Origin of the sequence: Sphingomonas sp. (assembly GCF_019749955.1) — a bacterium.
Lineage (GTDB): Bacteria > Pseudomonadota > Alphaproteobacteria > Sphingomonadales > Sphingomonadaceae > Sphingomonas.
This window is the reverse complement of record NZ_JAIEPC010000036.1, coordinates 14,845-27,260: the sequence shown is the minus strand read 5'-3', so window position 1 is coordinate 27,260 and position 12,416 is coordinate 14,845. Positions and strand designations below refer to the sequence as shown.

General features: G+C 65.5%; 14 protein-coding genes. 9 read left to right on the top strand and 5 right to left on the bottom strand.

Going from position 1 to position 12,416, the window contains the following annotated elements; translation table 11 throughout:
- Positions 1–208: 208 nt before the first annotated feature.
- On the bottom strand, positions 209–355 hold the full coding sequence (locus tag K2W81_RS09785; RefSeq protein ID WP_294103785.1) for a hypothetical protein: 147 nt from the start codon (positions 353–355) through the stop codon (positions 209–211).
- Positions 356–465: 110 nt separating this feature from the next.
- Between K2W81_RS09785 and K2W81_RS09780 the strand changes: the two genes are divergently transcribed.
- Complete coding sequence (locus K2W81_RS09780) at positions 466–1,893, top strand: MFS transporter (protein WP_294103783.1); 1,428 nt, start codon at positions 466–468, stop codon at positions 1,891–1,893.
- A gap of 80 nt (positions 1,894–1,973) precedes the next feature.
- On the opposite strand, the gene K2W81_RS09775 is transcribed toward K2W81_RS09780, so the two are convergent.
- From K2W81_RS09775 to secG, 4 genes are all read right to left on the bottom strand, one after another.
- Entirely contained in the window at positions 1,974–2,225 is a 252-nt protein-coding gene (locus K2W81_RS09775; RefSeq protein WP_294103781.1) for a light-harvesting protein, read from the bottom strand.
- A gap of 15 nt (positions 2,226–2,240) precedes the next feature.
- Positions 2,241–2,396, bottom strand: a complete 156-nt coding sequence (locus tag K2W81_RS09770; RefSeq protein ID WP_294103779.1) for a light-harvesting protein — start codon at positions 2,394–2,396, stop codon at positions 2,241–2,243.
- Positions 2,397–2,795: 399 nt separating this feature from the next.
- Positions 2,796–4,430 (bottom strand): CTP synthase, encoded by a 1,635-nt coding sequence (locus tag K2W81_RS09765; protein ID WP_294103777.1) that lies wholly within the window; start codon positions 4,428–4,430, stop codon positions 2,796–2,798.
- A 99-nt stretch (positions 4,431–4,529) separates the two neighbouring features.
- Positions 4,530–4,964 carry a preprotein translocase subunit SecG gene (gene secG / locus K2W81_RS09760; protein WP_294103774.1) on the bottom strand — a complete coding sequence of 145 codons (435 nt, stop codon included), beginning with the start codon at positions 4,962–4,964 and terminating at the stop codon, positions 4,530–4,532.
- 260 nt (positions 4,965–5,224) lie between these two features.
- On the opposite strand from secG, the gene K2W81_RS09755 reads away from it, so the two are divergent.
- The 8 genes from K2W81_RS09755 to eda are packed head-to-tail and all read left to right on the top strand — an operon-like array spanning position 5,225 to position 12,361.
- Positions 5,225–5,545: a MarR family transcriptional regulator gene (locus K2W81_RS09755; protein ID WP_294103772.1), complete on the top strand. Its 321-nt coding sequence runs from the start codon at positions 5,225–5,227 to the stop codon at positions 5,543–5,545.
- 52 nt (positions 5,546–5,597) lie between these two features.
- Positions 5,598–5,864 (top strand): SH3 domain-containing protein, encoded by a 267-nt coding sequence (locus K2W81_RS09750; RefSeq protein ID WP_294103770.1) that lies wholly within the window; start codon positions 5,598–5,600, stop codon positions 5,862–5,864.
- Positions 5,861–6,790 carry an N-acetyl-gamma-glutamyl-phosphate reductase gene (gene argC / locus K2W81_RS09745; protein WP_294103768.1) on the top strand — a complete coding sequence of 310 codons (930 nt, stop codon included), beginning with the start codon at positions 5,861–5,863 and terminating at the stop codon, positions 6,788–6,790. The genes K2W81_RS09750 and argC overlap by 4 nt, the downstream gene beginning before the upstream one ends.
- Complete coding sequence (gene zwf / locus K2W81_RS09740; RefSeq protein WP_294103766.1) at positions 6,787–8,247, top strand: glucose-6-phosphate dehydrogenase; 1,461 nt, start codon at positions 6,787–6,789, stop codon at positions 8,245–8,247. The genes argC and zwf overlap by 4 nt, the downstream gene beginning before the upstream one ends.
- Before the next feature lie 18 nt (positions 8,248–8,265).
- Positions 8,266–8,970, top strand: coding sequence for a 6-phosphogluconolactonase (gene pgl, locus K2W81_RS09735; protein ID WP_294103764.1), 705 nt, complete (start codon positions 8,266–8,268; stop codon positions 8,968–8,970).
- Entirely contained in the window at positions 8,971–10,788 is a 1,818-nt protein-coding gene (edd, locus tag K2W81_RS09730) for a phosphogluconate dehydratase (RefSeq protein ID WP_294103762.1), read from the top strand.
- A complete protein-coding gene (gene glk / locus K2W81_RS09725) occupies positions 10,788–11,753 on the top strand; it encodes a glucokinase (RefSeq protein ID WP_294103760.1) in 966 nt (321 codons plus the stop codon). Before edd ends, glk begins: the two co-directional genes overlap by 1 nt.
- On the top strand, positions 11,750–12,361 hold the full coding sequence (gene eda / locus K2W81_RS09720) for a bifunctional 4-hydroxy-2-oxoglutarate aldolase/2-dehydro-3-deoxy-phosphogluconate aldolase (RefSeq protein WP_294103758.1): 612 nt from the start codon (positions 11,750–11,752) through the stop codon (positions 12,359–12,361). Before glk ends, eda begins: the two co-directional genes overlap by 4 nt.
- Positions 12,362–12,416: the final 55 nt, after the last annotated feature.

Genomic DNA, 12,416 nt, shown 5'->3' with positions numbered 1-12,416 from the left:
TCCGGGCGTTTGCCGTTTTTCGGGGTGAAGGCGCTCGCGCCGGTGCGCGAACGCGCATCACCCCGAACGGCCGGCGGGCGGCACAGCCGACCCGACCGACGGCGGCTTTGCCGACGTCGCTACCCCCATTCGAAGCCTCTCTCAACGGTCCGCCAGGTTCCGGCACGCCCTGATCCGCCAAGTGCCCGAAGCGATGAAGCCCAAGCATCTAGAGATCAAGCTCGGCGCCGCGCCGACGGTCACCGCGAACGACGGTGGTCTGGCCAACGAAGCCGCGTAGGGCTGCCCATTTCACCGCCATGATGAAGCGCCCGGCGCAATCCGCGCGCCCCTTTTTGCTGGACGCAATCGTCACCCTTCAGTGCTCCACCCCCTTGCAAATCGCCCCGGCATCGCGTCATCTCGCCTCGGCGCGCTACCGGCTTTAGATCGTAGCGACGCGGGGAGCGGAGACGAGCGGCGACGATGACCGACATCAGCAAGCAATCGCGTTCGGCGTCGCGCAATCCGATTGATCGCGCCAATCGCAAGATGATGTCGATCTGGATGGGCTGGGGCAGCCGGGTGCTGCCCTTCGCCGATGTCGCGACCGATGATCTGCCGCTCTCACGCTTGCTGCGACTGTCGCTGATCCAGGTGTCGGTCGGCGTATCGCTGGTGCTGCTCGCCGGCACGCTCAACCGCGTGATGATTGTCGAACTCGGCGTGCCCGCGACGCTCGTCGGGGTGATGCTCGCGCTGCCGATGCTGTTCGCGCCCTTCCGTGCGCTGATCGGCTTTCAATCGGACGCGCATGTGTCCGCGCTTGGCTGGCGGCGCGTGCCGTTCATCCTGCGTGGCACAATGCTGCAATTCGGCGGGCTCGCGATGATGCCCTTTGCGCTGCTCGTGCTGGCAGGCGCGGGGCAATCGAGCAGCGCGCCAGCGTGGATCGGCCAAGCCGCTGCCGGCCTCGCCTTTTTGCTGGTCGGCGCAGGCCTCCACATCACCCAGACGGTCGGGCTGGCGCTCGCGACCGATCAGGCGCCTGAATCGGCGCACCCCAATATCGTGGGCCTGATGTATTCGATGCTGCTGATCGGCATGATCGTCGCAGCACTTCTGTTCGGCGCGGCGCTCGCCAATTTTTCGCACGGGCGCCTGATTCAGGTGATCCAGGGCACCGCCGTCATCACCTTCGTGCTCAATTTTGCAGCGCTGTGGAAACAGGAAGCCCGCCAGCCCAACCGCGTGATCGAGGCCCAGCGGACTTTTCAGGAATCCTGGGCGCTCTATGCTGCGGAGCCGCATGCGATCCGGCGACTGGTCGCGGTCGCGCTCGGAACGCTGGCGTTCAGCATGGAGGATATTCTGCTCGAACCCTATGGCGGGCAAATCCTGGGCTTGAGCGTGGGCGATACCACCAAGCTCACTGCCACCTTTGCTGGCGGCGGCTTGCTCGGCTTCGCGCTGGCGTCGCGCATCCTCAGCCGCGGCTTCGATCCCTTCCGCATGGCCATCATTGGCGCGCTGATCGGCATCCCGGCTTTCGCGATGGTGATCGCGGCGGCGCCGCTGCATGTTGCCTGGCTGTTCGTGGTGGGCGTCGGGCTGATCGGCTTTGGCGGCGGGCTGTTCGGCCATGGCACGCTGACCGCGACGATGAACTTCGCGCCCAAGGAACAGATCGGCCTCGCGCTCGGCAGCTGGGGCGCGGCGCAGGCAACCGCCGCCGGGGTCGGCGCGGCACTGGGCGGCTTTCTGCGCGATGTTGGCCAACCCGCCGGGCTCGCACTACCGTGGCAGCCCGCCGCGACGGGTTATATCATTGTCTATACGATCGAGATTGTGCTGCTGATTGCAACGCTGGCCGCGATGGTGCCCTTGCTTCGCGCCCGACCCACATCCCGCTGACAAGAGAAGGGGCAGGGTAGCTGGCCCCCTGCCCCTTCTTCATTGCAGCCTGTTGACGCTGCCGCAGCAGCGCCAAAAGCTTATTTCGCTGCTTCGGTCGTCGCCATTGCGTCGGTGGCCGGAGCCGCTGCAACGGGCGCCGCAGCAACGGGAGCCGCTGCTGCAGGTGCCGGTGCCGCCGCCTTGGCGCTGCCTTGGAAGAATGCCGCCATCCAGGTCGTGTTCGTCAGGATCGACGCATGCACGAGCAAAGATGCCGTCACAAAGGCGATGAAAAACAGCGGGAGGCCGATAGTAGGGCTGACATACAGCCAGATACGTCCTTCTTTCATGATCTATTCTCCCGATCAATGCAGCCAAGGGGAATAGATAAATGCAAGGACATGCGCGGCGACCGCGATGCCTGCATAAATCCGGGTTCCCCACATCAAGCCTTGCTGAATTTCTTCGGCTTGTCTTGGCGTAAGCCCGGTCGGATAAACCGTGTCCATATCGTCTGCCATTCTCTTCCCTCTCTTGGGACACCAGACGGTCGATGTGCAGAAAGTGTCCCAATCCCCGGCACGACCGCACGACGGTCAACATGGCCGTCGTTCACAAGTGCGGTCGAACCCACGATATCGGACGGCCCAGCCCCGTAACGACCCGCGCAAATCCGCACTGGTGTCAATCTATCTGAACATTTTAAAGTGTCAAATTTTCACGACACTTTAACCCGACAAAGTCGTGCGGGCGCAGGCTTTCAATGTCGGAAAACCTGTGTCAGTCCGAGTCGGTGCTCTTTGACATGACGGTGATTTGGCATGCAGCGGGGCACGTCACCCCCTGCGGAGGTCGTGACTTTTGTAACCTTTCAGCCTCGCGACACAGGCCGGCCGTTGGCCGCTGCCGGAATTTCGGCCCTAAACCAACCGGCTCTGGCGCACCGCCGCTTCGATGAAGCTCTTGAACAGCGGGTGCGGATCAAACGGCTTGCTCTTAAGCTCGGGGTGATATTGCACGCCGACGAACCACGGATGGTCGGGCCGCTCGACGATTTCGGGCAGCGTGCCATCGGGCGACATGCCGCTGAACACGAGCCCGCCCTTTTCGAGCGGATCGCGATAGGCGGTGTTGACCTCATAGCGGTGGCGATGGCGTTCGCTGATCTCGGTCGAGCCATAGATTGACGCGACGACACTGTTACCCGCCAGCGTCGCGGGATAAGCGCCCAGCCGCATCGTGCCGCCGAGGTCACCGCCCGCTGCGCGCGTCTGAAGGCCCGCTGCCGACATCCATTCGGTGATCATGCCGACCACCGGCTCGGGCGTCGGGCCGAATTCGGTCGACGAGGCTTGCGGCACATCGGCGAGGTTCCGCATCCCTTCGATGCACGCCATCTGCATGCCGAAGCAGATGCCAAAGAACGGCACTTGCCGTTCCCGCGCAAAGCGGACGCTGGCGATTTTGCCCTCTGCCCCGCGCTCGCCGAACGCACCGGGGACGAGGATCGCGTGCATCGGCTCGAGCTTGGCGGCGATGTCGCTGTCTTCCGCCTCGAACAATTCGGCGTCGATCCACTGGATGTTGACCTTGACGCGATTGGCGATGCCGCCATGCACCAGCGCTTCGTTGAGCGACTTGTACGCATCAGGCAGGCCGACATATTTGCCAACGACGCCGATCGTCACTTCGCCTTCGGGATTGCCGAGCCGCTCCATGATGTCGGACCAGCGCGTCAGGTCGGGCGTCGCGCCCGCGTCGATCATGAAGGCGTTGAGCACCGCATGGTCGAGCCCTTCGGCATGATATTGCAGCGGCACGCCATAGATGGATTGGGCGTCGAGCGCGGGGATCACGGCTTCGACCGGCACGTTGCAGAACAGCGCGATCTTGGCGCGGTCACTGGCCGGGAGCGGACGCTCGGCGCGGCAGACGAGCACATCGGGCTGGATGCCGAGCGCGGTCAGCTCGCGCACGCTGTGCTGCGTCGGCTTGGTCTTCAATTCGCCGGCAGCGGCGATGTACGGCACCAAGGTCACGTGAATGAACACCGATCGCGCGCGGCCCAGATCATTGCGGAGCTGGCGAATCGCTTCGATGAACGGCAGCGACTCGATATCGCCGACGGTGCCGCCGATCTCGCACAGCACGAAATCGACATCGTCCGAATCGGCCACCGCAAACGCCTTGATCGCGTCGGTGACGTGCGGGATCACCTGCACGGTGGCCCCGAGATAATCGCCGCGCCGTTCGCGGGTGATGATCGTCTGATAAATGCGGCCCGAGGTCACATTGTCCGACTGGCGGCCGGGCACGCCCGTGAAGCGCTCATAATGGCCAAGATCGAGATCGGTCTCGGCGCCATCGTCCGTCACGAAGACTTCGCCGTGCTGATAGGGCGACATCGTACCCGGATCGACGTTGAGATACGGATCGAACTTGCGAATCCGCACGCGATAGCCACGCGCTTGCAGCAAAGCGGCAAGGCTCGCTGCCATAAGACCCTTGCCAAGCGAGGAGACCACGCCGCCGGTGATGAAAATGAACCGCGTCATGGGAGGAAACGCCTAGCGGTGAACCTGCCACCGGGGCAAGCGTGCGAATCCCCCCAGCCAGCGAAAAACTTTTTCGCGCGGCGGCGAGACCGCGCTGTGTCAGCGCTCGATCGGCACCGCGCTGTTGCCCGTGACCGGCGCGGTCGCGTTGGCGGCGGGCTTGGTCTTGGCTTCGGCTTCGGCGGCGACCTGCGCCGCGGATTTCTGCTCACCGAGCGGCGACGGTGCCGCGCCGAGCGGCGACGGCGCGCCGGGTGCGGTCACTGGCGCGGCGGGCGCAGGCGCGGTCGCCGTCACCCGCTGCGTCTGCCGGGTCGCGGCCAACACCGCGAGCACAATCGCGAGGCTGACGAACGCGGTCGCCAGGATCGATGTCATCCGCGTCAGAAAATCAGCGGCACCGCGCGCCGACATCAGGCCCGACGGGCTGCCGCCCATGCCGAGCCCGCCGCCTTCAGACTTCTGCATCAAAATGACGCCGACAAGACCGGCCGCGACGAGCGCCTGGACAACGAACAGGAAAGTGAAAAGCATGGCTTGGGTGCGATTTCCGAAAGACGGGATAAAGCGCGCACATAGGCGAGCAGTGCCGCGCGATCAACTGTTGCCCCAAATGCGCCGCGCCTCCTTCCCCCGCCCGTGCGGCGGGGTGCAGCAACCGGCCCAGTTGAAAGCCCAAGAAACCACTTCGCGGCCCGCGCGTTCATCGTTTCACCTGTCCTCCTGAATAATGTGATCACGCCATGCACGGAACTCATATTGCGATTGTTTCGCCCCAGCCGCTCACCCAGTGGATGGGCGCCTTGGTGGATTATGTCCGCTCGGGCGAGCCCGATCTTACCAACCGCCAGATGGCGCTGTTGCTGATCGTTTATCTCGAACCGGGGCCACACACGGTGCGCGGATTGGCGCGCGGATTGAATGTTTCGAAGCCGGTTGTGACACGCGCCTTGAACAGGCTCGGGTCGCTCGGCTATCTGCGACGGGAGCGCGACGACAGCGACAAACGGAATATCTATGTCGCGCGCACCGTCGAAGGGGCAAGTTTCCTTGAAGAATTCGGCCAGTTTCTCGGCTCCAAGCCCGGCATCGACGCCGAGCGAGTCCCTGCGTAGGAGCTTTGCGCTCACCGGGCCCCGGCGCCCGCTCGACACCGAAACCCAGGCGGTGCGGCGCGATCTCGCCGACATTCGGCTCGCCGAATACGTATTCGCCCCGCATTATGCCGCGCCCTTGGCTATGTCAGTCGCGATGCCCGCGCCGTTTCGCGCTGGGCCTGCGGAGGATGCGCCGATGATTGCCATGCTTGCGGTAGGCGATCTGGTCGAAGCGCTCGATTTTGCCGGTGGCCAAATATGGGGCACGGCGCCACGGATCGGTCGGGTCGGCTATATCGCTCAAACCGCACTGGTGAGCCTGGGCGACATCGATTGACGGCACAAGTTTTCATCGACGGCGCGGCCGGAACCACTGGCCTTGAAATTCGGGAACGGCTGAGCCGCCGGACTGACCTGACGCTCGTCACCCTCGACGATGCGCAGCGCAAGGACCCGGCCGCGCGTGCCGAAGCGCTGAATGCCGCCGATTTCGTCATCCTCTGCCTGCCCGACGACGCCGCGCGCGAGGCCGTGGCAATGATCACGAACCCCGAGACACGGGTGATCGACGCATCGACCGCGCATCGCACCGCGCCCGGCTGGGCCTATGGCTTTGCCGAGCTCGACCCCGGTCAGGCCGAAGCGATCGCTGCCGCACGCTATGTGACCAATCCGGGATGCTACCCCACCGGTTTTCTCGCGCTCGTTCGCCCGCTGGTGCGCGCCGGGATTGTCCCGCCCGACTGGATCCTGAGCGTCAATGCCGCCTCTGGCTATTCGGGCGGCGGCAAGACGATGATCGCCGACTTCGAAGGCGGCGCCGAGGCCACCACATACCGCGCCTATGCGCTCGATCTCGACCACAAGCATGTGCCCGAAATGCAAAAGCACGCGCGGATTGAGCATCCGCCGGTCTTTACGCCGAACGTCGCGCGAACATATCGCGGCATGGTCGTCGACGTGCCGCTCGCGCTCCACGCGCTCCCGCGCCGCCCCACGATCGAGGCGATCCGCGCGACTCTGGCCGACGCCTATGCAACAAGCCCCGTGATCCGCGTCGCCGATCCCGGCGCGCGCTTCATCCGCATCGAAGACGATGCCGGCACCGACCGCATGACACTCCACGTCGGTGGCGACACCGCGACGGGGCAGGCCCGGCTCATCGCCACGCTCGACAATCTCGGCAAGGGCGCCAGCGGGGCGGCAGTGCAGAATCTCAACATCATGGCCGGGCTCGACCCGCAGGCGGGACTGATCCTATGAACCAACCCGCAGGCAAGCTTCTGCTGTTCGGTGCCACTGGCGATCTGGCGCAACGCATGCTGCTGCCGTCGCTTTATGGCCTGCACATCGACGGCCTGCTCCCGCCGGGGCTGACGATCACCGGCACCGCGCGCTCGCAGCATGACGATGCCAGCTACCGCGCCTTTGCCGCCGAAGCGCTCGACACCTATCTGCCCGCCGATCGCAAAAATGATGCTGCAGTCGGCCAGTTCCTCAGTCGGCTGGGCTATCAGCCACTCGACGCATCGCATCCGCAAGGCTTTGATGCGCTGGCGGCCAAGGTCGGGAGCTGCGACCAGGGCCTCGCGATCTTCTTGTCGACGGCGCCATCGCTGTTCCGCGCGACGATCGCCGGGCTGGCGGGCGCAGGACTCGCCTGCGACGGCGTGCGGATTGGCCTCGAAAAGCCGCTCGGCACTGATCTCGCGACGAGTCGCGAGATCAACGATGCGGTGGCCGAGGTCTTCCCCGAAGACCGCACGTTCCGCATCGACCATTATCTGGGCAAGGAAACCGTCCAAAACATCTTGGCGCTGCGCTTCGGCAACACGCTGTTCGAGCCGGTATGGAGCGCGCGCGGGATCGACCATGTCCAGATTACGGTCGCAGAAACGGTCGGGCTGGAAGGCCGCGCGGGCTATTACGAAAGCTCGGGCGCTTTGCGTGACATGGTGCAGAACCACATGCTGCAATTGCTCGCGCTGATTGCGATGGAGCCCCCCGCCCGCTTCGACGGCACCGCGATCCGCGACGAGAAGGTCAAGGTGCTGCGCTCGCTCCGCCCGATCGTGGAAGCCGACGCACCGCAGCTCACCGTAACCGGCCAATATGTCGCGGGCGCCGTCAAGGGCGAGGCCGTGCGCGGTTATGCCGACGAACTCGGCAAGCCTTCGCCAACCGAGACCTTCGTGGCGCTCAAGGCGCATGTCGATAATTGGCGCTGGCAGGGCGTGCCCTTCTACCTGCGCACCGGCAAGCGCCTGCCCGCGCGCCATTCGGAAATTGTGGTCCAGTTCAAGCCAGTGCCGCATTCGATTTTCGCCGAGCGCGGCGGCAAGCTTCAGCCCAACGCGCTCGTCATCCGCCTCCAGCCTGAGGAATATGTCCGCCTGCTAGTGATGGCGAAGGAGCCGGGTCTGGACCGCGAGGGGATTCGTCTGCGCGAAGTGCCGCTCGACCTGTCACTCGACACCGAATTTGCAGGGACCCGGCGGCGGATCGCTTATGAACGGCTGCTGCTCGACCTGATCGACGGCGACCCGACGCTGTTCGTGCGCCGCGACGAAGTGGAAGCGCAATGGACCTGGATCGACCAGATCCGCCGTGGCTGGGAAGCCCATGGCATGAAGCCCAAACCCTATACGGCGGGAAGCTGGGGGCCATCAGCAGCGATTGCGCTCACTGAGCGCGACGGCGTGACGTGGCACGACGAGTAACAATTCCAAGGACCGAGCATGACCGAGATCGAATGGTGGGATTACGACAGCGCTGATGAGATGGCAAACGCGGTCGCTGGTGATGCAGCGTTCATTGTCGAGTCCGCGATCGATGCGCGCGGGGCCGCCGTCATTGCGCTGCCCGGTGGCAAGACGCCGCTGGCGATCTATGACAAGCTCGCCAAGGCCAAGCTCGACTGGAAGCGGGTGACGATCCTGCCGACCGATGATCGGCTGGTGCCGATGGGCGATGCGCTGTCGAACATCACCGCGATTGCCAAGGTCTTCCTGCCCAAGGGCGTGCGCGTCCTGCCGATCACCAGCGAAGCCGCGAGCGATTACAAGGCCGCCGGTCGAGCCGCCGATGCGCGGCTTCAGGATGTGCACTGGCCGCTCGATCTGTGCGTGCTCGGCGTCGGGGCCGATGGTCATACCGCCTCGATCTTCCCTGGCCGCGATTTCGACGAAGCCGTGAACGGCCCCAAGGAGCGCCGCGCGGTTGGCGTCATGCCCGGCGATCTGCCGGAGGAGGCCCCCGTCGCGCGCGTCACCCTCACCCGGCAGGCGATTGTCGCCAGCCGCGCGTTGATGCTCGCGGTCACCGGGCAGGCCAAGCGCGACGTGATCGAGCGCGCGATCAAGGACGGGCCGATGTCGCCCTATCCCATCGGTCGCGTGCTCGCCGATATCGAGCTGCCGATCGACATTCACTGGAGTGCGTAAATGAGCCTCAATGCCGAGATCGCTGCCGTCACCGACCGGATCATCGAACGGTCGAAGTCGGGCCGTGCTGCCTATCTGGCGCTGATCGAGCGCGAGCGTGAGGGCGGCGTCGATCGCCCGATGCTCGGCTGCGCCAATCTCGCCCACGGCTTCGCGGGGACCGAGGAAGACCGCGAGACGATGAAGGCGGGGCGCGCGATGAACATCGGCATCGTCACCGCCTACAACGACATGCTCAGCGCGCACGCGACCTATTATCGCTACCCCGAGCAGATGAAGATTTGGGCGCGCGAAGCTGGCGCGACCGCGCAGGTCGCAGGCGGCGTCCCCGCGATGTGTGACGGCGTGACGCAAGGGTTTCCCGGCATGGAACTGTCGCTGTTCAGCCGCGACACGATCGCGCTGTCGACGGCGATTGCGCTGAGCCACGGCATGTTCGAGGGCGCCGCGCTGCTCGGCATTTGCGACAAGATCGTCCCCGGGTTGCTGATGGGCGCGTTGCGCTTCGGCCACCTGCCGATGATCCTGATCCCCGGCGGGCCGATGCGATCGGGTATTTCGAACAAGGAAAAGGCGCGTACCCGCGAATTATACGCGGAAGGGAAAGCGAGCCGCGACGAATTGCTCGATTCGGAAATCGCTGCCTATCATTCGAAGGGCACCTGCACCTTTTACGGCACGGCGAACTCGAACCAGATGATGATGGAGATGATGGGCCTCCACGTCCCCGGCGCGGCTTTCGTCAATCCGGGCACCAAGCTGCGGCAGGAACTCACCCGCGCCGCCGTCCACCGCATCGCCCAGATCGGTTGGGATGGCGAGGATTACCGCCCGATCGGCCACTGCGTCGATGAAAAGGCGATCGTCAATGCGGCGATCGGCCTGCTCGCGACCGGCGGCTCGACCAATCACTTGATCCATTTGCCCGCGATTGCGGCGTGCGCCGGGATCACGATCGACTGGGAAGATTTCGACCGGCTGTCCCGCGTCGTGCCCCTCGTCGCCCGCGTCTATCCAAACGGTTCTGCGGATGTGAACCAGTTCGAGGACGCCGGAGGCCTCGGCTATGTGATCCGCGAGCTGCTGGGCGAAGGGCTGCTCCACCGCGATCTGCTCACCGTGTCGGGCGACGATCTGTCAGCCTATGCCACCAAGGCGGCGCTCGAGGACGACAAGCTCGTCTGGCGCGATCCGGGTGCGAGCGGCGATGACACCATCCTCAAGCCCGCCGCTGCCCCCTTCTCGCCCGAAGGCGGGTTCCGCATCCTGACCGGCAATCTCGGTCGCGCGTGCATCAAGGTCTCCGCCGTCGAGCGCGACCGCTGGATCATCGAAGCGCCCGCGCGGGTGTTCGAGGACCAAGCCGCGGTGCAGGCCGCGTTCAAGGCGGGCGAGCTCGACCGCGATGTGATCGTCGTGGTCCGTTTCCAAGGGCCCCGCGCCAACGGCATGCCCGAATTGCACAAACTCACCCCGCCGCTCAGCGTCCTCCAGAACCGCGGCTTCAAGGTCGCGCTCGTCACCGATGGCCGGATGTCAGGCGCGAGCGGCAAGGTGCCCTGCGCGATCCACGCCAGCCCCGAGGCTTTGGGAGACGGCCCGCTCAGCCGGGTCCGTGACGGCGACGTGATCCGGATGGATGCCGAGGCGGGCGTCCTCCACGCGCAGGTCGACGATGCCGAATGGACCGGTCGGGTGCCCGTCTCGCCGCCCCCCGCCGCAACTGGTACAGGCCGCGAGCTGTTCTCCCTGTTCCGCCACGGCGCCAATGAAGCCGAAAAGGGCGGCAGCGCACTGCTCGCCGCGATGGGCGCCTGATGCAGGTCGTTTCAGTCGATATCGGCGGCACCCATGCCCGCTTTGCGATCGCCGAGGTCGCGGGCGGTCGGGTGCAATCGCTCGGCGAGCCCGTCACACTCAAAACCGTCGAATTCGCCAGCCTCCAGACGGCGTGGGAAGCCTTCGGCGCGCAGGCGGGGCCCCTCCCCCGCGCGGCCGCGATTGCGGTGGCTTCGCCGGTCGGCGGCGAGCTGATCAAGCTCACCAACAATCCCTGGGTGATCCGCCCCGCGCTGGTGAAGGAACGGCTGAACGTCGACGATTATGTCCTGATCAATGACTTCGGCGCGGTCGGCCATGCCGTGGCTCAAGTCGATGACGCGATGTTCGAAACGATCACCGGCCCCGACCTGCCGCTGCCCGAGCGCGGCATCATCACGGTCTGCGGCCCCGGCACCGGCCTTGGCGTGGCACAAGTTCTCCGCACCGCCAGCGGCTATCACGTCCTCGAAACCGAAGGCGGCCACACCGACTTCGCGCCGCTCGACAGCATTGAGGACGCCGTGCTCAAGCGGCTGCGCGCCGATCATGGCCGCGTCTCGGCCGAACGCGTCGTTTCCGGCCCCGGCATCGTCGGGATCTACCGCACGCTCGCCGAGATCGAGAAGCGCGACGATCCACGCATCGACGACAAGGCGATCTGGACCCGCGCGCTCGAAGGCAGCGACAGCCTCGCACTCGCCGCGCTCGACCGCTTCTGCCTCAGCCTCGGTGCGGTGGCGGGCGATCTCGCGTTGGCGCAAGGCGCAAAGGGTGTGGTGATTGCCGGCGGGCTCGGCCTGCGGCTCAAGGATCACCTCGCCCGCTCGGGGTTCGCCGAGCGTTTCGCCGCCAAGGGGCGCTTCCGCAGCATGATGGAAGCGATCCCGGTCAAACTGATCACCCATCCCCAGCCCGGCCTGTTCGGCGCGGCGGCTGCCTTCGCTCAGGAGTTCGCCAAATGACCGATATAGCTGACATCATGCGGACCAGCGCGGTCATTCCGGTGCTGGTGATCGACGACGCCGCGACCGCGCAGCCACTGGCCGAAGCGCTGGTCGCAGGCGGCTTGCGCGTGCTCGAAGTGACTTTGCGCACCCCCGCCGCGCTCGACGCGATCCGTGCGATGAAGCGCGTGCCCGGCGCAATCGTCGGCGCCGGAACCGTCGTCAATGCCGACCAGTTCGCTGCAGTGATGGACGCGGGCGCCGAGTTCATCGTCTCCCCCGGCCTGACCGAGCGGCTCGCAACACCCATTATCGACAGCGGCGTGCCGTTCCTGCCCGGCATCGCCAATGCCGGCGACATCATGCGCGGGCTCGACCTTGGCCTTACCCATTTCAAATTCTTCCCGGCGATGGCGGCGGGCGGCCTGCCCGCGCTCAAAAGCCTCGCCGCGCCCTTCCACCAGTGCCGCTTCTGCCCCACCGGCGGCATCACCGAAGTCACCGCGCCCGATTGGCTGGCGTTTGACCCAGTGCTCTGCGTCGGCGGCAGCTGGGTCACCCCCAAGGGCGCGAGCATGGCCGAGGTGGAAGCATTGGCGCGCGAAGCGGCGGGGTTGCGCAACTAACGACTTTCGCCACTACGCCCCCGTTTGTCCCGAGCAACGTCGAGGGACGGGCGGC

Bases quoted from the DNA above. Each gene is read 5' to 3' on its own strand.
- glk (WP_294103760.1), top strand. From the start codon at position 10,788: ATGCAGGTCGTTTCAGTCGATATCGGCGGCACCCATGCCCGCTTTGCG.
- K2W81_RS09770 (WP_294103779.1), bottom strand. From the start codon at position 2,396: ATGGCAGACGATATGGACACGGTTTATCCGACCGGGCTTACGCCAAGA.
- K2W81_RS09765 (WP_294103777.1), bottom strand. From the start codon at position 4,430: ATGACGCGGTTCATTTTCATCACCGGCGGCGTGGTCTCCTCGCTTGGC.
- secG (WP_294103774.1), bottom strand. From the start codon at position 4,964: ATGCTTTTCACTTTCCTGTTCGTTGTCCAGGCGCTCGTCGCGGCCGGT.
- zwf (WP_294103766.1), top strand. From the start codon at position 6,787: ATGAACCAACCCGCAGGCAAGCTTCTGCTGTTCGGTGCCACTGGCGAT.
- edd (WP_294103762.1), top strand. From the start codon at position 8,971: ATGAGCCTCAATGCCGAGATCGCTGCCGTCACCGACCGGATCATCGAA.
- K2W81_RS09775 (WP_294103781.1), bottom strand. From the start codon at position 2,225: ATGAAAGAAGGACGTATCTGGCTGTATGTCAGCCCTACTATCGGCCTC.
- K2W81_RS09780 (WP_294103783.1), top strand. From the start codon at position 466: ATGACCGACATCAGCAAGCAATCGCGTTCGGCGTCGCGCAATCCGATT.
- eda (WP_294103758.1), top strand. From the start codon at position 11,750: ATGACCGATATAGCTGACATCATGCGGACCAGCGCGGTCATTCCGGTG.
- pgl (WP_294103764.1), top strand. From the start codon at position 8,266: ATGACCGAGATCGAATGGTGGGATTACGACAGCGCTGATGAGATGGCA.
- K2W81_RS09755 (WP_294103772.1), top strand. From the start codon at position 5,225: ATGGGCGCCTTGGTGGATTATGTCCGCTCGGGCGAGCCCGATCTTACC.